The organism is Antarctobacter aquimaris, assembly GCF_900184945.1.
Classification (GTDB): domain Bacteria; phylum Pseudomonadota; class Alphaproteobacteria; order Rhodobacterales; family Rhodobacteraceae; genus Maliponia; species Maliponia aquimaris.
Genome location: NZ_FXYF01000002.1, coordinates 92834 through 112613, shown reverse-complemented (window position 1 = coordinate 112613; position 19780 = coordinate 92834). Strand labels below are relative to the sequence as shown.

Annotated in this window: 21 protein-coding genes; 14 read left to right on the top strand and 7 right to left on the bottom strand. The window is 68.3% G+C overall.

The window, feature by feature from the left end:
• Nucleotides 1-3: 3 nt before the first annotated feature.
• From MAA8898_RS03295 to MAA8898_RS03255, 9 genes are all read left to right on the top strand, one after another.
• Nucleotides 4-1059, top strand: coding sequence for an extracellular solute-binding protein (locus tag MAA8898_RS03295; protein WP_094019564.1), 1056 nt, complete (start codon nt 4-6; stop codon nt 1057-1059).
• Nucleotides 1056-1898, top strand: coding sequence for an ABC transporter permease (locus tag MAA8898_RS03290; protein WP_094019563.1), 843 nt, complete (start codon nt 1056-1058; stop codon nt 1896-1898). Before MAA8898_RS03295 ends, MAA8898_RS03290 begins: the two co-directional genes overlap by 4 nt.
• On the top strand, nt 1895-2662 hold the full coding sequence (locus MAA8898_RS03285) for an ABC transporter permease (protein WP_094019562.1): 768 nt from the start codon (nt 1895-1897) through the stop codon (nt 2660-2662). The genes MAA8898_RS03290 and MAA8898_RS03285 overlap by 4 nt, the downstream gene beginning before the upstream one ends.
• The gene (locus tag MAA8898_RS03280) at nt 2659-3696 is read left to right on the top strand and encodes an ABC transporter ATP-binding protein (RefSeq protein ID WP_094019561.1); all 1038 of its coding nucleotides are present in this window, start codon (nt 2659-2661) and stop codon (nt 3694-3696) included. The genes MAA8898_RS03285 and MAA8898_RS03280 overlap by 4 nt, the downstream gene beginning before the upstream one ends.
• Nucleotides 3693-4427, top strand: coding sequence for an MBL fold metallo-hydrolase (locus MAA8898_RS03275; RefSeq protein ID WP_094019560.1), 735 nt, complete (start codon nt 3693-3695; stop codon nt 4425-4427). Before MAA8898_RS03280 ends, MAA8898_RS03275 begins: the two co-directional genes overlap by 4 nt.
• 69 nt (nt 4428-4496) lie before the next feature.
• A complete protein-coding gene (locus MAA8898_RS03270) occupies nt 4497-4706 on the top strand; it encodes a TOBE domain-containing protein (RefSeq protein ID WP_094019559.1) in 210 nt (69 codons plus the stop codon).
• A gap of 204 nt (nt 4707-4910) precedes the next feature.
• A complete protein-coding gene (locus MAA8898_RS03265; RefSeq protein ID WP_176445054.1) occupies nt 4911-5618 on the top strand; it encodes an ABC transporter permease in 708 nt (235 codons plus the stop codon).
• Nucleotides 5619-5643: 25 nt separating this feature from the next.
• Complete coding sequence (locus MAA8898_RS03260) at nt 5644-6462, top strand: ABC transporter substrate-binding protein (RefSeq protein ID WP_094019558.1); 819 nt, start codon at nt 5644-5646, stop codon at nt 6460-6462.
• Nucleotides 6463-6511: 49 nt separating this feature from the next.
• Nucleotides 6512-7408, top strand: a complete 897-nt coding sequence (locus MAA8898_RS03255; protein ID WP_094019557.1) for a substrate-binding domain-containing protein — start codon at nt 6512-6514, stop codon at nt 7406-7408.
• Between the two features lie 6 nt (nt 7409-7414).
• Here MAA8898_RS03255 and MAA8898_RS03250 read toward each other — a convergent pair whose 3' ends face one another.
• The 4 genes from MAA8898_RS03250 to MAA8898_RS26145 form a co-directional block, all read right to left on the bottom strand.
• On the bottom strand, nt 7415-9034 hold the full coding sequence (locus tag MAA8898_RS03250; protein WP_094019556.1) for a GMC family oxidoreductase: 1620 nt from the start codon (nt 9032-9034) through the stop codon (nt 7415-7417).
• 76 nt (nt 9035-9110) lie between these two features.
• Nucleotides 9111-9560, bottom strand: a complete 450-nt coding sequence (locus MAA8898_RS03245) for a hypothetical protein (protein ID WP_094019555.1) — start codon at nt 9558-9560, stop codon at nt 9111-9113.
• A gap of 1 nt (nt 9561) precedes the next feature.
• Nucleotides 9562-9696 (bottom strand): hypothetical protein, encoded by a 135-nt coding sequence (locus tag MAA8898_RS27035; RefSeq protein WP_281252805.1) that lies wholly within the window; start codon nt 9694-9696, stop codon nt 9562-9564.
• A complete protein-coding gene (locus MAA8898_RS26145; protein ID WP_176445053.1) occupies nt 9683-9934 on the bottom strand; it encodes a 2OG-Fe(II) oxygenase family protein in 252 nt (83 codons plus the stop codon). The genes MAA8898_RS27035 and MAA8898_RS26145 overlap by 14 nt, the downstream gene beginning before the upstream one ends.
• Nucleotides 9935-11297: 1363 nt before the next feature.
• Between MAA8898_RS26145 and MAA8898_RS03235 the strand changes: the two genes are divergently transcribed.
• The 5 genes from MAA8898_RS03235 (at nt 11298) to MAA8898_RS25690 (ending at nt 14906) form a co-directional block, all read left to right on the top strand.
• The gene (locus MAA8898_RS03235) at nt 11298-11984 is read left to right on the top strand and encodes a hypothetical protein (RefSeq protein ID WP_094019553.1); all 687 of its coding nucleotides are present in this window, start codon (nt 11298-11300) and stop codon (nt 11982-11984) included.
• Between the two features lie 140 nt (nt 11985-12124).
• The gene (locus MAA8898_RS03230; protein ID WP_094019552.1) at nt 12125-12946 is read left to right on the top strand and encodes an RNA ligase family protein; all 822 of its coding nucleotides are present in this window, start codon (nt 12125-12127) and stop codon (nt 12944-12946) included.
• Nucleotides 12946-14103: an AAA family ATPase gene (locus MAA8898_RS03225; RefSeq protein ID WP_094019551.1), complete on the top strand. Its 1158-nt coding sequence runs from the start codon at nt 12946-12948 to the stop codon at nt 14101-14103. Before MAA8898_RS03230 ends, MAA8898_RS03225 begins: the two co-directional genes overlap by 1 nt.
• The gene (locus tag MAA8898_RS27255) at nt 14066-14740 is read left to right on the top strand and encodes an arginase family protein (protein WP_370738610.1); all 675 of its coding nucleotides are present in this window, start codon (nt 14066-14068) and stop codon (nt 14738-14740) included. Before MAA8898_RS03225 ends, MAA8898_RS27255 begins: the two co-directional genes overlap by 38 nt.
• The gene (locus MAA8898_RS25690; RefSeq protein WP_141194784.1) at nt 14631-14906 is read left to right on the top strand and encodes a hypothetical protein; all 276 of its coding nucleotides are present in this window, start codon (nt 14631-14633) and stop codon (nt 14904-14906) included. Before MAA8898_RS27255 ends, MAA8898_RS25690 begins: the two co-directional genes overlap by 110 nt.
• Nucleotides 14907-15608: 702 nt before the next feature.
• Here MAA8898_RS25690 and MAA8898_RS03220 read toward each other — a convergent pair.
• The 3 genes from MAA8898_RS03220 to MAA8898_RS03210 form a co-directional block, all read right to left on the bottom strand.
• Complete coding sequence (locus MAA8898_RS03220; protein WP_094019550.1) at nt 15609-17603, bottom strand: DUF4214 domain-containing protein; 1995 nt, start codon at nt 17601-17603, stop codon at nt 15609-15611.
• 121 nt (nt 17604-17724) lie between these two features.
• On the bottom strand, nt 17725-18522 hold the full coding sequence (locus MAA8898_RS03215; RefSeq protein WP_094019549.1) for a hypothetical protein: 798 nt from the start codon (nt 18520-18522) through the stop codon (nt 17725-17727).
• Complete coding sequence (locus tag MAA8898_RS03210; protein ID WP_176445052.1) at nt 18519-19580, bottom strand: GSCFA domain-containing protein; 1062 nt, start codon at nt 19578-19580, stop codon at nt 18519-18521. The genes MAA8898_RS03215 and MAA8898_RS03210 overlap by 4 nt, the downstream gene beginning before the upstream one ends.
• Between the last annotated feature and the right edge of the window lie 200 nt (nt 19581-19780).

The following is a 19780-nucleotide window of genomic DNA, read 5'->3' as shown; positions in this document are numbered from 1 at the left end:
GAGATGACCAAACCGACAAACCTGCTGACCGGCCTGGCCGTGCTGCCCCTGACGCTGGGGACCGCGCAGGCGCAGGAGGAGTTGAACGCGCTGGTTTGGTGCGACCACACCGACCCCGCGCTGATCGAGCCCTTTGAGCAGGCGCACAACGTCAAGGTCAACCTGCGCGAATACGAGGGCACCGGCGCGGCGCTGGCGCTGCTGGACCAGTCGCGCCCGGGCGACTGGGACGTGCTGGTGATCGACGGCATCGACGTGTTCCGCGCGGTCGATGCGGGCTACCTCGCCCCGCTGACCGAAGCCGAGCTGCCGATTGACGCCTTCTTTCCGCAGGTCGTCATGACGGACAACAACGTGGTCGACGGCACGACCTACGCGGTGACCGAGAAATTCGGCTACAACACCATCTCCTACAACGCGTCCAAGGTGGACGAGGCCGACATGCAGAGCCTGTCGACCGTCTGGTCCGAGAAATACGCCGGCCGCATCTCGATCTACGACTATTACCTGCCGGTGATGGGGCTGGCCGCGCTGGCCAAGGGCATCCCCACCGCCGAGATCGGCGCCGACGACCTGACGCCCATCGGCGAGGTGCTGACCGAAATGCGGTCGCGCGCCGCCTCGGTCGCGGGCGTGGTGGCGGCGCAGACTGCGCTGGCGACCGGCGAGGTCGACATCGTGGTGGGCGGTGGCGAATGGCTGACCGCCGTGCTGGCGGCCGAGCAGCCGGAGCTGACCTGGACCATCCCGGCCGAAGGCGCGGTCCGCTGGGCGCAGTCCATCGGCGTGGTCGCGGGCACCGAAAAGCCCGAGCTGGCGATGGAATTCGTCAAATACATCGTCAGCCCCGAAGGGCAGGCGCGGCTGGCGACCTCCTCGTGCTTCTGGGGGATGCCCGCCAACGCCGAGGCGGGCGCCTTCCTGACCGACGCGCAAAAGGCGGCGCTGCGCTGGGACCAGCAGGGTGACTACCTGACGCGCACGCAGCTGTATCCTGCGCCTGACGCCGATCTGGACATCGACATGCAGGACCTCTGGCTCGACGTGCTGCAACAGTGAGCGACCGCGCGCGGGGCTGGGGCTATGTCGCCCCGGCCCTGATATGGACTGTAGCCTTTTTCATCGTGCCCTTCGTGGTGATGGGCGCGATGAGCCTTGCCACGCTGGAGCGGCGCGAGGTGATCTGGGGCCTGTCGCTGGCCAACTACGCCGAACTGGCGGAAAAGGCCTATCTCTGGCGGGCGGTCGTCGTCTCGCTGGAGATTACCTTGACCGTCACCCTGGTGTCGGTGCTGCTGGCCTATCCGCTGGCCTGGATCATCGCCTTTCGCGTGCCGAAGCGCTGGCAGCGGCTGGCGCTGCTGCTGGCGATCCTGCCGTTCTGGACGTCTTACGTCGTGCGCTCCTACGCCTGGCTGCTGGTTCTGGCGAAGGAGGGCGTGGTGAACCAGTCCCTGATCGGCCTCGGCCTGATCGCGGAGCCGATCACGCTGGCCAACACGCGCTTTGCCACCATCACCGGCTTTGTGCATTTCTTCGTCATGCTGCTGACGCTGACGATCTACGCCAACCTCGTGCAGCTGTCGCCCAACTACCGCCGCGCCGCGATGGACCTGGGCGCCAGCGCCTTTCAGACGTTCCGCCATGTCATCCTGCCGCTGACCCTGCCGGGGATCGTCACCGGGGCCTTCCTGACCTTTGTGCTGTGCATCGGTGACTACGTCACGCCGCAGATCCTGGGCGGCAACACCGAACTGACCGTGCCGCAGGTGATCATGGTGCAGCTGGGGCGACGCGCGGATTTCCCGCTGGCCTCGGCGCTGGCGATCGTGCTGATGGGGATCGTGACGCTGGCCTATCTCGCCTGCGCGCGCTGGCTGAGGATCGACCGGCTATGAGGCACCTGGCCTGGCTCTACCTCGGCGTTGCGTTTGTCTTCATCTACCTGCCGGTGGCGGCGCTGGTTCTGTTCTCCTTTCAGGAGGGCAGCCTGCCGGTGCCGCCCTTCAACGGCCCCTCGCTGCGCTGGTACGCCGAGATCATGGGCGACCGCGACATGATGCAGGCGCTGCGCAACTCGGCGCTGGTGGGCATCGGATCGTCGCTGGTGGCGGTGGCGCTGGGGTTCCTCGCGGCCTACGGCCTCGCGCGCCATGTCCTGCCGGGGTCGGCGCTGGTGCGGGGGCTGCTGATCGCGCCCTTGACGGTCAGCTACCTGATCGTCGGGCTGGGCTTGCTGATCGTGCTGACGCGGGCTGGCCTGCCCTTGTCGCTGTGGACCGCCGGGATCGGGCATGTGGTCATCAACCTGCCGCTGGCCTTTGCCATCCTCTACGCCTCGATGGGTGGGCAGCAGATGTCCGCCGAACGCGCCGCGCGCGACCTCGGCGCAAATGAGCGTCAGGTCATCACGCTGATCACCCTGCCGATGCTGGCGCCCGCGCTGGCGGCGGCCTTCTTCCTGTCGGTCACGCTGTCCTGGGACGAATTCATCATCGCCTTTTTGCTGACCCGTTTCGACGTGACCCTGCCGGTGGAGATCTGGTCGCTGTTGCGCTCGGGCCTGTCGCCGCGTCTGAACGCCATCGGCAGCCTCGTCTTCCTCGTTTCGGTCAGCGCGGTGATCCTGCTCGAACTCCTTGTCTTTCGGAAACGCCCATGACCGCCCCTGTCAGCCTGCGCGCCATCGACCACCATTTCGGCCCGTACCACGCGCTGAAAGCCATCTCGCTGGAGATCGCCGCCGGGGAATACATCGCCCTGCTGGGGCCGTCCGGCTGTGGCAAGACCACGCTGCTGTCGGTGCTGGGCGGCTTCATCGCGCCGGACGCGGGCAGCGTGACCATCGGCGGCCGGGACATGACCCGCGTGCCGCCGGCCAAGCGCCCCACGACGACGATGTTCCAGGACTACGCCCTGTTCCCGCACATGTCCTTGCGCGACAACGTGGCCTTCGGCCTGCGCATGGCGGGCATGGGGCGGCGCGACCGGAGTGAGGCGGCGGAGGCCAAGCTGGCGCTGGTCGGGCTGACCGGGGCAGGGGACAAGCGCCCGCACGAGGTCTCCGGCGGACAGCGGCAGCGCGTGGCGCTGGCCCGCGCGCTGGCGGTAGAGCCGGACGTGCTGCTGCTGGACGAGCCCTTGGGCGCGCTCGATCTCAAGCTGCGCCGCGCCATGCAGGACGAGCTGAAGGCGATCCAGCGCAAGGTGGGCACCACGTTCGTGCACGTGACCCATGACCAGGAAGAGGCCATGGCCATCGCCGACCGAATCGTGGTGATGAACGCCGGGGCGATCGAGGATGTCGGCCCGCCGGACCGTGTCTACCGCCAGCCCGCCACGCTGTTCACCGCCGATTTCATGGGCGAGATGAACCACATGCCCGTGCAGGTGCGGGCGAATCGCGCCAATACGCCCTTTGGCGCCTTGCCCTGCCCGGCGCTGGCGCAGGGGCCGGCCGTGCTCTGCCTGCGCCCCGAGGCGATCCGCACCACCCCGGCGCCGGTGACCCTGGGTGCCGCCACGGTGCGTGACGCGGCGTTTTTCGGCACTCATGTGCGGGCGCATGTGGCGCTGGAGGATGGCACCCTGCTGACCGTGCACCTGCCGCCCGACCGCCTGCCGCAACCCGGTGAGCGCCTGACGCTCGCCACCGATCCCGATGCCCTGCGCCTTTTTCCCGGAGACAGACCATGACGACCCGCGCCCGCCCCGAAGACTGGTATCGTGTCCGCCGCAAAGGCGACGACGTGACCCTGATCGACGAGCCGTTCATCCAGGAATTCTACCGCTGCAACGTCTGGCACGTGCGCGGGCGCGACCGCGACATGCTGGTGGACAGCGGCATGGGGGTGGTCTCCTTGCGCAAATGGGTGCCGCTGGTCACCGAACGCGCGTTGACGGCGGTGGCCAGCCACACGCATTTCGACCACATCGGCTGTCACCACGAATTCGACGACCGCTGCGTGCACCGGCTGGAGGCGGAGATCCTCGCCGATCCGACCCGCGCCGCCACGCTGGCCGATCCCTGCGTCACGGACGGGATCTTCGACACCCTGCCGCCCTTGCCCTATGCCTCGGCGTCCTACGAGGTGAAATCCGCGCCGGCCACACGTCTGCTGGAGGACGGCGACATGGTCGACCTGGGCGACCGGCACTTCGAGGTGATCCACACCCCCGGCCATTCCCCCGGCGGCATCGCCCTGTGGGAGGCGGCGACCGGCATCCTGTTTTCCGGCGACATCGTCTATGACGGCCCGCTGATCGAGGACATCTATCATTCCGACGCCGCCGACTATCACCGTTCCATGGTGCGGCTGCATGACCTTCCGGTGCGGGTGGTGCATGGCGGGCATTTTCCCAGCTACGACGGCGCGCGCCACCGGCAGATCATCCGCGCCTGGCTGGACGAAAAGGAGCGCGCCTGAGCGACGACACTGGACCCCGGCCACCTTATGAGGGACAAGGGCGCTTGAAACAAGAACAGGAGCAGGACCATGAAACTGAGTGCACGCAACAAGCTGACCGGAACCGTGATGGGGATCGAGCGGGGCGCGGTGAATTCCACCGTCCAGATCGACCTGGGCGGCGCGGTCATCGTGACGGCCATGATCACCAATGCCTCGGTCGACGACCTTGGCCTGGCGGTGGGCAAGACGGCCCATGCGATCATCAAGGCCTCGGACGTGATGGTCGGCGCGGACTGATCTGCCGCCGAGTGGAAAAGCGGGCCGCGTCCGTTTGCCGGGCGCGGCCCGATTTATTGTGTGTGTCTCCGAAAATTATGCAGTCACTAGCCTGACGCGTCCGCCTCAGACTTTGGTCTAGGGTCAAGTTTTTCCGGCATGACTTGAAACCCGCTCCAATCCCCGCCTAGAGTGCGCTGCACAGGTTTCGGCGGGAGGGAGATTTTGCACAGTCTGGGAGACGCCTTCTCGCTCGCCATGGCGCTGGTGTTTTCCGGCGATGCCGACCTCGTGGAAATTGTCCTGCTGTCGCTGCGGGTCAGCATCACGGCGACGCTGCTGGCGCTGCTGCTGGGCCTGCCGGTGGGGGCGCTGGTGGCGATCGGCCGGTTCCGGGGGCGGGGCGCGGTGCTGGTGTTCATGAACGCGCTGATGGGGCTGCCGCCGGTCGTCGTTGGTCTGCTGGTCTACCTGCACCTGTCACGCTCCGGCCCGCTGGGGTTCCTGGGGCTGCTCTATACCCCGACCGCGATGATCATCGCCCAGACCATCCTGATCACCCCCATCGTCGCCGCACTGTCGCGGCAGGTGCTGGAGGACCTGCACACGGAATACGCCGAACAGTTCCGCTCGCTCTGCCTGACGCGCCGCCAGACCGTGCAGGCGCTGATCTGGGACGCGCGCTATTCGCTGCTGACCGTGGCGCTGGCCGGCTTTGGCCGCGCGGTGGCCGAGGTGGGGGCCGTCATCATCGTCGGTGGCAACATCGACCACCTGACGCGGGTGATGACCACCGCCATCGCGCTGGAAACCTCAAAGGGCGAACTGGCTCTCGCACTGGCCCTCGGCCTTGTGCTGCTGGTGATCGCGCTGGGGGTGAATGCCGCCGTCCAGAGCCTGCGGTTCAGCGCCACCCGACAGGCCTATGCCTGACCGATTCACTTCAAGGAGAAACCACATGATCAAGAAACTCGCCGGTTCTGTCGTCCTCGCCCTGTCGCTGACCGGCCCTTCATGGGCCGAGGATGTGTCGATCCTCGTGCAGTCCACCACCTCGACGGCCAACTCGGGGCTGTACGACTACCTGCTGCCGATCTTCAAGGACAAGACCGGGATCACCGTCAACGTGGTCGCCGTGGGCACCGGGCAGGCGATCAACAACGCGATGAACTGCGACGGCGACGTTCTGCTGGTGCATGCGAAACCCGCCGAGGAGAAGTTCGTCACCGAAGGCTACGGCACCGAACGCACCGACCTGATGTACAACGATTTCATCATCGTCGGCCCGGCCGGTGACCCGGCCGGCGTGGCGGGCATGACCGATGTGCAGGCAGCCATGGCGCAGATCGCCGCGGGTGGCGCGCTGTTTGCCTCGCGCGGAGACGATTCCGGCACCCACAAGAAGGAGCTGGAGCTGTGGACGTCCGCCGGCGTCGACCCGGCCACCGCCTCGGGCGACTGGTACCGCTCGACCGGATCGGGCATGGGCGCGACCCTGAACACCGGCATCGGCATGGGCGCCTATGTGCTGACCGACCGCGCCACCTGGATCAGCTTTGGCAACAAGCAGGACTATACGATCGCGGTTGAGGGCGACGAGGACCTGTTCAACCAGTACGGCGTGATCCCGATCAACCCGGCCAAATGTCCCTCGGTCAAGGCCGAACCGGCGCAGGCCTTTGCCGACTGGCTGGTGTCCGAAGAAGGCCAGGCCGCCATCGCCGGCTACAAGATCAACGATCAGCAGTTGTTCTTCCCCAACGCGCCGCAGGATTGATACTCTGTCCGGGGCGGCCCATAGTGGCCGCCCCGAGACAGGCAGCGCGATGACCGACACCCCCTTTCCCGATCACGAATACCTGACGGTCAAGGAACTGGCCGAGTTGCTGCGCCTGAAGGAACGCAAGGTCTATGACCTGGCCGCCTCGGGTCAGGTGCCCTGTTCGCGCGCCACCGGCAAGCTGCTGTTCCCGGCGGACGAGATCCGTGCCTGGATCGCGCAGGCGCAGTCCGGCGGTGTGCCGGGTGCGGCCGCCAGGGTGGATCGTCCCGCCGTCGTTCTGGGCAGCCATGACCCGCTGCTGGACTGGGCCATTCGGGAATCGCGCAGCGGCATGGCCAGCTATTTCGACGGTTCGCTGGACGGGCTGGAGCGGTTTGTCCGGGGCGAAGGCGTGGCCACCGGCCTGCACATCCGCGACGCGCGGCGCGGGGACTGGAACGTACCTGCGGTGAGCGCGGCGGCCTCGGATCAGAACGCCGTGCTGATCGCCTTTGCCCGGCGCCGCAGGGGGCTGGTTTATGCGTCCGGCGGGGCGGCACCGCAACGGCTGGCCGACCTGGCCGGGTTGCGCATGGTCCCGCGCCAGCCGGAATCCGGCACCCACGGGCTGCTGGCCGATCTCGCCCGCGCCGAGGGGCTGGATCTGTCCCGCGTCACCCTGACCGCCGTCGCCCGCACCGAGGATGACGCCGTGGGCGCGGTGCGGCGGGGCGAGGCGGACGTGGCTTTCGGGCTGGAGGCGGTGGCGCGCAGCTACGGGCTGGAGTTCGCGCCGGTGGTCGAGGAGGAGTTTGCCCTTCTGGTCGACCGCAAGGCCTGGTTCGACCCGCCGATGCGGCGGTTCATGGCCTTCTGCCAGGGCGAGGCCTTTCGCCACAAGGCGGCGGCCTATGGCGGCTATGACGTGGCCGACCTGGGCGAGGTGCGCTGGAACGCCTGACGCGCTTCAGACCATCAGTGCCAAGCGCGCATCCTCGCGGATCATGTCGGCGGCCTTTTCCGCGATCATGATGGTGGGCGAATTGGTGTTGCCGGAGGTGATGCGCGGCATGGCCGAGGCATCGACCACGCGCAGCCCGTCGATCCCCTTGACCCGCAGCCTGCCATCGACGACTGCGGCGTCGTCCGTGCCCATGCGGGCGGTGCTGACCGGGTGAAAGATGGTCGACGCGATCATGCCGGCCCCCTCCGCCAGCTCGGCGTCGCTCTGGAAGGTAGGGCCGGGCTTGAACTCTTCGGGGCGGTATTTTGCCAGCGGTTCTTGCGCCATGATGTGTCGGGTCAGACGGATGGCGCGGGCGGCGACCTGCCGGTCGCCTTCGGTCGACAGGTAGTTCGGCTGGATCTCGGGGTGGGCCAGCGGATCGGGCGAGGTGATGTGCACATGCCCCCGGCTTTCGGGGCGCAGGTTGCAGACGCTGGCGGTGATCGCCGGGAAATCATGCGGCGGCTGGCCGAAAGCGTCCAGCGTCACCGGCTGGACGTGGTATTCGAGGTCGGGCGTCGCCACGTCGGGCGAGGAATAGGCAAAGGCGCCCAGCTGGCTAGGGGCCATCGACATCGGCCCGGAGCGGGTCAGCAGGTATTCCAGCCCGATCTTTGCCTGCCCCCAGAGCGAATTCGCCATGGTGTTCAGCGTCTTTGCGCCCTGCACCTTGTAAGCGCAGCGGATCTGCAGGTGGTCCTGAAGGTTCGCGCCGACGCCTGCGCGGTCCAGCAGCACGTCGATCCCGTGCCGTTGCAGCAGCGCGCCGGGACCGATTCCGGACAGTTGCAGGATCTGCGGCGTGCCCACCGCGCCCGAGGAAAGGATCACCTCCTGCCGGGCGTGCACGGTAAAGGGGGCGTTGTCGCGGCGAAACCGCAGGCCGGTGGCGCGGCGGCCGTCGAACAGCAGCCGTTCGGCGCGGGCATGGGTCATCACGGTCAGGTTCTTGCGGCTGCGGACCGGCTTGAGAAAGCCCTTGGCCGTGCTCCAGCGCCAGCCGGACCGCTGGTTGACCTTGAAATAGCCGACGCCGAAATTGTCGCCCCGGTTGAAGTCGTCGCTGGCGGGGATGCCCGCCGCGATGGCAGCCTGCTTCCAGGCATCCAGGATCTCCCAGCGCACGCGCGGCTCCTCGACCCGCCATTCGCCGCCCTCGCCGTGCATCGCGTCGCCGCCGCCGTAGTAATCCTCGGACTTCATGAAGTAGGGCAGAACATCGTCCCAGCCCCAGCCGGTCAGCCCCATCTGCCGCCATAAATCGTAGTCCGCCGACTGGCCGCGCAGGTAGAGCATCCCGTTGATCGACGAACAGCCGCCCAGCACCTTGCCGCGCGGGTAGAGCAGAGAGCGGCCCTGCAAGCCCTCGCAGGGCGCGGTCCTGAAGCCCCAGTCGGTGCGCGGGTTGCCGATGCAGTAGAGATAGCCGACGGGGATGTGGATCCAGTGGTAATTGTCGCTGCCGCCGGCCTCCAGCAGCAGGACGCGGGTTTCCGGATCCTCGCTGAGACGATTGGCCAGCACGCAGCCCGCGCTGCCGGCGCCCACGATGACATAGTCATAGGTTCCCAGATCCGTCATGCCCGTCCTCCCCATCGTCCACTGAGGTTTTCGCAGGCGGGCGCGCGGCGAACAAGCGGCAATGCGGCGGCGGGGGTCAGACCTGCGGGCGGTGCCAGGAAATGACGACCGGGTGGCGCAGGCGTTCGGCGAAGAAGGCCAGCAACTCGGCCTGCAACTGGTCCATCAGCACCTGCCGGTTGGGGTGGTCGATCACCCAGAGAAAGCCGTTGGCCGTGCCACGCTGGCCCATCTCGGGAAAGAGGTAGGCGCAGCCCAGGTAGGTGCCGTCCTTGTCCCGCACGATCCACGCGAAGGAGCGCGCCAAATCGAATTCGCGGTCGTGCCAGGCGAGATCGTAGAGGTTGTCTTCCAGCGTCAGGCCCTGCGGCCAGTCGCCGAACAGCCCCTCCAGCACGTGGGCCGATCCCGTGACGGCGGCAAAATCTTCCTCGACCTCGGCCGGGGTCAGGGGCGCCAGGTCAAAGCCCGGCAGCGCGGCGCTGCGGGGCAGGGGGTTCGGCACGAAATCGGGGTGTCCGCGCATCTTAACCACGGTCTTTCGCGGCGCGCTTGCGGGGGTTGCCCTTGGGCACCTCGTCGTCGGGCGTCAGCGCGCGCTTGGCCCGCGCATCCGCCATGACATAGTTCGACATGCGCATCAGGTGCTCACCAGCTTTCATGGGCGGATATGTCTCCACGACCTCGGGGGCGGAACTTGTCCAGCGGCTCCACTTTGGCACCGTAGTCCAGACCGAAGATCAGGGGAAAGGGGTATCTTTCCCGCCCCGGGTTCGCGACGCGGTGCCGGGCGGACCTGAACCGCCCGCGCGGCCGGGTCTCGACGATGTCGCCGATGTCGACCACGAAACAGCCCGGGATCGGCGGTGCCACGGTCCAGACGTGCTGGGCAATGCTCATCCGGAGGCGAGGGGTGCCGTCCTGCGGCGTGATCCTGCCGGGCTGCCCGCGCACGGGCGCAAGTTCGGCTGGGTGTTCCGGAAATCTGCCCAGGTTTCTGTAGCTGACGGTGCGTGACGACGTCGCCCATGCGCTGCAGATATCGGGCGTATCCAGGACCCAGGCGGCCGGCGAGGCGATTGGCTGCATCGGTCAGCGGTCCGCCTGCCCGCGCCATCGCGCGGGCGTTGGCGCAGGCGCCGGAAGTTTCGAATGAATGAGCAGATGTCGGCGCTGACGGCCAAGCTGCGCGAAAGCTTGCAGGAGGAAATGCGCCTGCCGCCCGAGGCGCTGCGTCTTTTCTGATCCTGACCGGGGCGACCCCGTGCAGGGTGGCCATGGTATGACGGCGGTCGAGCGCGCAGCGTTGCGGCTGACACCGGGGCGGGGGCTGCCGTGGTTTTGGCCGCTGTTTTCCTGATGCCCTGGGTGGTGCCGTTCCTGCTGGCGCAGATGCGGCCGTCGCGTTTGGCTTGCCGCCAGGTCGGTGTTCCGGCTGTCCCACAGCTCAGGCCCGCCGGCGCTGCTCAAGTCGTCGTGAAGCGCGCGGTGATCGCGGCGGCCGTTGCTCGGCTGAACGCTGCTGTTGTGCGTCTGGCTTCCGGCACCTGCGCGGCGGTCCCGGTCTTTGCCGACCCGGCGCAGCACACCACCGCGGCGCCCGACTTTGGCGATTGCCCGCAGCTATGGACCGCACCAATGACCAGCCGCGCTGCACCTGCGGGCGGAGATGGCCGGCGTTTTGTCTTTGGTGTCGGTCGGGCGGAGGTGTCCAGCGCGCGCACCGGTCCGACCGGGCCGGTGGCGGGGTGGCGCAACCGGGATCCCCCGGCAAGTCCTTGCAGGTCCATGCCTTTGGTCCATGGGACGGCAGCGTGGGACGGGCCGACCGCCGCACCATACCGCCGCTGCGGCGCTGGACTGACATGCAGCGGACGTCTTCGGACGCTGGCCATCCCGCGCGGGAACGCTTTTGGAAAAGCGTTCAAGCGGCTTGCAAGCCGCTTTCAAGGGCCTTCCAAGGCCCTTTGTCCGCCTATACCCTCGCACAGCGCGAGGTACATATCGGTGATCTCGTGGCAGCGGGTCGGCACAGGCGGCAACATCCATGCCGGGACCCTCCCGGATCAGCGCCCCGTCATGGATCGCGCCGGCCCCAAGGGCGTACGACTGTCGGCGTGGCGGACTCTGCGGTTTTCCGGCGCCGCACAGCGCGCAACCCGTCACATCGTAGCCCGCGTGGGGCAGCGCGTCGATCCCCAGCGGTCGAGGCGGCGGCTTTTCCATCGGCGATGACACCGTCATCCTCAAGGGCAAAGGCAGGTTGACCGACCTGGGCGGCAAGCCGGTCAACCTGCTGGAACTGTCCGTCCCGCATTGCCTTCTGGCGCGAGCGTTGGATGGCGCAATTCTGCGGCAGGGGGGCCTGTCCGCCGTCATCACCCCCTCGGACGCCGACATGATCGCCGCCTTCACCGCCCTTGGCGCCGAGGCAGCGTTGGTCTCGTCCACCATGGAAGAGCCGGGACCCGTTCTGGCCACGGTGCTGGTGGCCGTGCCTGTCATCGCGGCGCGGGCCGCCCAAATGGTCGGCTCGGAAAGGTGGCTCTCCGTCCACCCGCAGGACCGGTTGTTGCCGGCGCCTTCGATCCTGCCGAACACCGCCGTCCGGCTGCTGACCGGGCCGGACAAGCCGTCCGGCGACACCCTGTTCTGGCTGGACATGCTGGCCGACTTGCAACGGCTGTTCCTGGGCGTGGTCGTTCGCAGGTGCTGCCGCGGCTGCCGGGATCGCTGCGGCTGTCGCCGGGATCGGTCTGGCTGTTCCCGATCGCCGCGGACCAGGGACGAAGCGGACACCGGGAAACACGCGGCCACCATCCCCGGTGACTTCGATGCCCGCGTCAACGCACCCCCGTACCAGACCTTACCAAAGTCGTTGTTCCTCGCCGATCCGTGCGGGGCAGGGCGGGAAAACCCCACTTTGCCCGAGCGGCCGGGGCGGCTATGACGGCCGAAAGGAGGATCCGCCATGTAATGCGCACGCCGATACGAACCGCCGCGACACCGCCCCTGTGGGGGGCTGGTGCCGGTTCGATGTGGCATGTGGTGCGCGGGATCTCCCGCGCTGCCCCGACAGGACATGGACAAATGGATATTCTGAAATACCCGCGGACACGCCATCTGGAAGGCTCGCGCCTCCAGGTGGGCGATCTGGCGGATGACAAACCTCTCAAGGACCTGGCCGGTGAGGCGCTGATCGTCGAGGAAAAGGTCGACGGCGCGAACAGCGGCGTCTCCTTTGACCGGGACGGCACCCTGCTGCTGCAAAGCCGCGGTCACTACCTGACCGGCGGCGGGCGCGAGCGCCACTTTGGCCTGTTCAAGACCTGGGCCGCGACCCATGCGCCCCGGCTGTGGGACCGGCTGGGCAGCCGTTACGTGATGTACGGCGAATGGCTGCTGGCCAAGCACACCCAGTTCTACGACGCGCTGCCGCACTACTTCATGGAGTTCGACGTCTATGACCGCGACGCCGGCGTCTTTCTCTCCACCGAGGGGCGGCGCGCGCTGCTGGGCGGGTTGCCGGTCATGCCGGTGCCGGTCCTGCACGTGGGCGAGTTGCACAGCGTCAAGCAGGTCGAGGGGTTGATCACCCGGTCGCTCTACCGCACGCCCGATTGGGAGGCGGCGTTGGAGCGCGCGGCCTGTGCCTCGGGCAGCCGGCTGGAGATGGTCGAAAAGCAGACCGAGCGCAGCGACCTGGCCGAAGGGCTGTATGTCAAGCTGGAGCGAGACGGCGTGGTGGCCGAGCGTTACAAATACGTGCGCGCGGGCTTCAAGCAGGCGATCGAGGCGTCGGACGGGCATTGGCATGACCGGCCGATCCTGGAAAACGGGCTGGCCGAGGGTGTCGACATCTTTGCCGATGTGCTGGGCCTGCCCGGCGCCTATGACGCGGAGGGGGTGTGATGCGTGGTCTCGTCTTCTCTGACCTGCTGTCGCTGGTTCCCGCGGCGCCGGACTGGCGGCTCGACTGGGCCGCCATCCGCATGCTCTGGCCCGAGCTTCGGGCGCTGGATGCCTGCCCGCAGGACCCCGTCCACCATGGCGAGGGCGACGTGGGCACGCATACCCGCATGGTGCTGGAGGCGCTGGTCGCCGATCCGGACTGGCGCGCCTTGCCCGATCCGGACCGGGACCTGCTGTTCTGGACCGCCGTCCTGCACGACGTGGGCAAGCCCGGCACCACCGTCACCGAGGACGGCCGCATCAAGGCCCCCGGCCATTCGCGCCGGGGCTCCCTGATGGCGCGGTCCCTGCTGCGCGACCTCGAGGCGCCGTTCGACTGGCGCGAGGCGCTGTGCGGTCTGATCGCCGTCCACCAGGTGCCGTTCTGGCTGATCGAGCGGGACGACCCGGCGCGCGAAGCGATCCGCCTGTCCTGGTGTTGCCGGCCGGACCTGCTGTGCCTGCACGCCCGGGCCGATGCACGCGGGCGCATCGCCGAGGACGTGGACAACATCGTGATGAACGCGGACCTGGCGCGCGAGATGTTTGCCGAGCAGGAGTGCCTGGCGCAGCCTTTCGCCTTTGCCAACGACGAAAGCCGCGTCGCCTTTTTCGAGCGGGACGACCGCGATCCGCACTTCGCCGCCTGGGAAGAGCCGAAATGCACCGTCACGCTGCTGTCGGGCCTGCCGGGATCGGGCAAGGACACCTGGATCGGCACGCATATGCCCGGCGTCCCGGTCATCAGCCTGGATGCCCTGCGCGACGAGATGGGCGTCAGCCCAACCGGCAATCAGGGCACGGTGATCGAGGCCGCGCGCGAACGCGCCAGGGAGCACCTGCGCGTCGGGCGGGACTTTGTCTGGAACGCCACCAACATCACCCGGCAGGTCCGCGCCAAGCCGCTGTCGCTGGCGCGCGCCTATGGCGCCCGGGTCGAGATCGTCTACCTGGAGGTGCCGCCCACGCGCCTGTCGCGCCAGAATCGCGACCGCGAGGCCGTGGTGCCGCAGGACGTGCTGGACAATCTCGCCCGCAAGCTCGAGCCGCCCGAAGCCTGGGAGGCGCACCGCATCCATTATGTTCTGCCGGAGACCACGCAGGCGGCCCCGGGCTGACCCAACCCGAAAAGGGAGCGGCGCCAGAAGGTCCCACCCGGCGGACGCGTGCCACACCGTGCGGCGCGCACCATCCGGACCTGTCCCGCCGGCAAGGCTGGCGCAGCCTGACGGTCGAGGTCGACTTGCCCGAGGGCAGCCGGAAGGAGGGGCGCCGCTGGCGCGGCACATCGGCCTGACCGGGGCCCACGGGATCGAGGACAAGTCTATCCCGATCTCCGCGCGGGGCGCGCTGGTGCATTGCGCGGGGATCAACAGCTTTCCCGGCGCGACCTGCGCCGAAGACGGGAAAGAGGTGGGCGATTCTGAGGCCACGGTCCCGGGCAGCCGCTTTGGCCCGCAGGCACTGCGGCGGGTCCCGGCGCTGCACACGCCTTGCACCTGCGCAAAGGCGGCGGACCTGCGCGAACAGATGACGCTGTGCATTGCGGGTGACGTCCATAGCACCTCGGCGAAGCTGGAAAAGCCGTTCAACCAGATTGGCCACGCGGTGGGGCACGTGTGCTCCTCCGGCTGGGTGCGGGTGATTGTCGTCGGGGATCCTTCCCTCGGCTGTGTCTGCGGGCGCGGGATCGTGGAATGCAGGTCGAATAACGATCGGGATCGAGGATATCGACCGCCGTGCCGACATCCATGAAAAGGTCCTGGACCAGCGGATGCCCTTCACGCCCGGATTCGACGCGACTCCGCTGCCCGTGGTGCCGGTCAAGAAACCGGGACACATAGGCCTCGGCAGCTGGCAGGTGTGGCGCGCCGAAGTGAAGGCCGCGCGCGAGTATCAGGGCAACCTCATCACCGTTTAAGGCTGGAGCGCAAGGCCATCGACACGACCGCCGAGAGGGCGCTGGCGCTGGTGTCCAAGGTGGCGGCCGAGATGGAACTGGTCGAGGATCCCAAATGGCAAGCTGGGCGCGCACAAGCGCCATTGCGACAAGCCGGTGAGCATCCCGCGCGGCGCGGACGCCGGGCGGCGCAGGCGGTGCACTGCCACATGGCATCGTGAACGGCCGGGTCGGCCACGCCGGACACCACCGCCCGCACAGCCCCCGCTCATCCACCTGCTGTCCGAGGTCGCGGCGGCGGTCCTGCAGGTGTGGGTGTCGCAATTCCTCGACGGTTTTGTCGAGGCGCGGGCAAGACCGCCCGCCTGCGGCTGGCCCGGGGACCTTCAAGCGGCCCGGTGCGGGCAGCGGGGCAGCACCGCAGCTGGTGGAGATGGGGCTGAAGACCGATTGGCAGGTTGGCACCGCCCCGTCCTCTTTCGCATCGCGCGAGCGGATGACCATGTCGCTGATCTAATGTCGCCGGGCGAAAGGGATCTGCTGCGCATCCGCCAGGTCCTGCGGGCGCGCCTGCCGGATCAGGGCGGGGCGGATGGACCGGGCGCCAAGCCGCTTCGAAGCGGCTTGGGTCAAGCGGTTTGCAAACCGCTTTCAAAACGCGCTTGCAAGTGCGTTGTCCAAGGCCTTTCGAAAGGCCTTGGCACCCGCCACCAGGGGCAGCGCTCAGACCATCAGGGCGAGGTCCGACACCTCGGTCATCGTGGTGCCTTGCAGCACCACGGTCACGCCCTCGTCGGCAAAGACCAGGTCATTGCCCGTTTGCAGGAAATGCGCGCGCGCCTCGGAGACGTCGGCATAGCCGAAACCGCGCAGGTCCAGCGTGTCCCAGCATTCGAAATCCTGCACCACGTGTCTGCCGTCCGAGTCCGGGCGGAACACGAAGGTGTCCGACATCTCGCCCCCGGTCAGCGTGGAGTTGCCCGCGCCGGGGTCCAGGATGTCATCCACGCCGCGCGCACGGATCCAGGCCTCTTGCGTACCAGCCGTCATGGCGCGGAATTCCGGGCTTTCGGCGAAGTGGGTCACCACGTATTCGCGCGACTGGCCATTGGCCAGGTGCCCCATCCAGACCGTCTTGCCGCTGGCGTCCGAGGCGCGGTCCAGCACGTTGTTGTACAGCAGTTCGACGAAATCGGCGTCGCTGAGCGGGCCGTAGACGGCGCGAAACTCGGGGCTGGTGACGAACCCGCCGACCACGTCGAAGAAATTCGCGCCCGCCTGCAGCTGCTCCGACCAGTAGTAGAAACCTTTCGCATCCGGCGCCCGGTCCAGCGTCGCCTGGTAGAGGCGGAAGGCCTGGCCGCAGGCGTAGGTCATGGTGGCACCGCCCACCTGGTCGCCGTGCAACTGGTCATCGCCGGCGCCACCCAGCAGGGTGTCGGCACCCGCCTGGCCGATCAGCGTGTCGTCGCCGCCGCCGCCCTCCAGCCAGTCCCGGCCGCGCGCGCCGTCGAGGCGGTTGGCGGCGCCGTTGCCGATCAGCCGGTTGTCCAGACCGTTGCCGATGCCGTCGATCGCCGCGCTGCCGGTGAGGATCAGGTCCTCGACCTCCGGCGCGTCCGCCCAGAGCCGGAAGGACACCGAGGAATGGATCAGGTCATGCCCTTCGCCGGCCCGTTCGATCACCACGTCCAGCTCGGAGTCGACATGGTAGACATCGTTGCCCGGACCACCCACCAGCGTGTCGTTGCCGCGCGTGTCCTGCAGCGTGTCGTCGCCCGCCATGCCGTACAGCACATCGTCCCCCCAGGCGCCGTTCAGCAGGTTGTTGCCGGCGTTGCCGGTCAGGATGTTGTTCACCCCGTTGCCGGTGCCATTGATGTTGCCGCGCCCTGTCAGGGTCAAATTCTCCAGCACCAGCCCGTAGTCGCGCAGCGAAAAGGAGATCGAGGACTGCACCAGGTCGATGCCGCCGTTCTCGGGCTCGATGATGGTGTCACCGGGGTGATCGACGACAAAGACATCGCTGCCGGGGGTGCCGACCAGCCTGTCCGCCCCGGCAGAGCCGATCGCGGTGAGCGTCCGCAGCGCAGCCACCAGCCCCTCGGCCAGGGCGATGCTGGCGGCGTCGGAGTAATGCAACCCGTCGGTGAACATCTGGCTGCCGGCGAGGCCCGCCGCCGTGGCCAGCGCGTCGGGCGACACGGTGACGATGCCCGGGTCCTCGGCGCCGAGGCGGATCAGTTCGGACTGGATCGCGCCCCAGTGTTGCCGCGTGGCGGCGGCCGGGGCGTTGCTCGACAGGCCCGAGATGACGATCGGCGCGGTGTCGATGCCCGTGGCGCGGCCGGGCAGTTGCGCGGCGACCCCGGCCCGCACCTCGGCAAAGAGCGCGCGAAAGTCGGCGACGTAGTCCGACGGCGTGCCGGAACTGTCGGTGTCGCCTTCGCCCTGCACCCAGATGATCCCGGCGACATAGCCGTCCGGCGTGGCCCGCAAGGCCGAAGCGGTGTCATCGACGATGCGCGTGCGCAATTCGCCAGGCGTTTCCCAGTCGTCCTTGCCGTCCCGCGCGCTGGTCAGCGGCGCGCCCGACGCCCAGGCCTTGACCAGCACGTAGTTACCGGCGCCGTAGGCCGTGTCCAGCGCATCGACGACTTCGCTTGAGATCCGGCCAGCGTTGCTTTGACCGGCCAGAATGACAATGGGCGTGCCCAAGTCCCACCTCCTGTCCTAACACGGGACAGACGGTGACGGTCGTTTCTTAATTCGGCCTTTGGGTCGGTCGGGTAATTCCGGAGGATTTGAGGGGCCTTGTCGATGTCGGCGCGCGGACGCCTCAGTCCAGCGCGGCGCGAATCCCGGACAGCAACTGCGCGCCCAGGGCCGCGTTGCCGTGCAGCACGTCGCCCACGTCCTGCTGCGAGCTGTCGCTGAGGCGGGGCGCGGCGCGCATGCAGCCCTCGGCGGTCAGGCAGCCGTGGCGCAGTGTGTCGGCGGGCTGCGACAGCACCGTGACGCCGGGCAGGGCGCCCAGCACGGCGGCATGTGCCCCGGCCAGGTCCTCGGCCAGCGCGCCGCCGTCGCCGCCCTGCGCGATGCGACGGAACACCGGGTACTTGCCATCGGTGGTCAGCACCGCCTCGGAGGGGTAGGGCTGCGGCACAAAGACGGCGGGCGCGTCCGAAACCGCCCTCAGGCCACGCAACAGCCGGGCGGCTAGCGAGGTTTCCGTCAGCGCCGCCAGCGCCGCGCGGTAGGCGGCGCGGCTCATCAAGGGCCGTTTCGGCGCCGCGACGTCGGGCTGCAAAGCGCGCGCCATGGCTGCCTGACCCGATGGCCAGCCGACGACGCTGTGCCCCTGCGCCAAGCGTACAGCGGCAAAGACGGAGGGCGCCAGCCCGGCGATCACCACGGCGTCGGCCTGCGCCAGGTCCACCTGCGGCGGCGTGCCCAGCAGGACCAGCCGCTCCGTCATCTCGGGTGAGGCGGCGCGCAGGACCGGGCCGTCCAGGACGATATCGTCCGCCTCCAGCCCCGGCTTGGCAAAGACGGTCAGCGTCTCGCCGCGCGGATCGGCGCGGTGGGCGGCGATCAGCATCGCGGCATGGGAATTGCCGATCAGGAGGATCTTCACGGGCGCGGCTCCGCGTAGGCGTCCAGCAGCGCCTCTTCGCAGATGTCGCCGCCGTCCTCGTCCAGCCTTGCGGCGGGGAGGGCGTGCAGGTTGTCCGGACGCGGCACGCCCCCCAACGCCGGATGCGCGCCGAAGAACACCGACATGACGGTCTGGACCCCCTCCGCGGTGACGGTGCGCAGGTTGTCGTTGTAGAACCGCGACCGGAACGGCGTGCCGGTGATGATCTCGTAGGAGGGCACGTAGTCGATGTCGGGATCGCGCGCGGCCAGGTCCCCCGCGACGGCACGCAGCACGGATTTGGACAAGGTCGTTGCCGTCAGAACGTGCTGTCCCGAGGCGGTGGCGGTCAGCGGCACCGGCGAGACGGTCAGCAGCACCTTCAGCCCCGGCGCCCAGCGGCGCATCCGGGCGATGGCCTCGGTCAGGTCCTCGTGGACCTCGGCGATCCCCTGGTTGACAAAGACGTGCCGGGCCGGGTCATAGCTGCCACCCAGCACGCCGGGGGCGACGGGAAAGACCCGGCCTGTCGCCCGGTCCGCCCAGCATTCGGTCAGGCCCAGGGTAAAGACAAAGACATCCATCGCGTCGAACATCGCCCGCACCCGGCGCAGGTGATCGCGGCGAAAGGCGCAGGCCTCTTCGAGGCTGGCAAAGCCCTCCGGCTCTACATTCGGGCGAAGCGCGTCGATCCAGCGGCCGTCGGGACGGGTCCAGAACGCCTCTTCGTGCAGGGCCGCGTCCTCGGCATCCTCCAGCAGCTGGCGCAGCTGGCGTGCGGTGTAGACATTGCCGTAGCGCGCCGAAAAGAGGCCGTAGCCATATCGGCGCGCGACTTCGGGCGGCATCAGCGCGGGGGCGGGCTCGGCCTCGACCAGGTGCAGGGACGAGGCGCGCACGTGGGTCGCGATGTTCTGGGCAAAGCAGCTGCCCGCCGTGGCCAGCCGCATTCCGGGCGTCAGGCGCACCCTGGGCGCATAGAGCGCGTCCAGCCGGAAATCGGCGGTTTCGCGGCAGGAGCGCCAGAAGGCTTGGGGCGGCAGATCGGAATAGGGCATGCCGGAACGATACCCATGCGCGGGCGCCAAACTAGGGCAATTCCGCAGAATTGCTGTGTCGCGGCCGGAAAGACGCGGGTGCGTCGGATTCGATCCGGTTTTGTCTCGAATGATTCGCGTCCCGTTCACCATTGTCTCAGCGAATTCGGGTCCCTGGCTTGGCCAATCCCGCAGAGGTTGCCGGATTGGTGAGCGCGCTT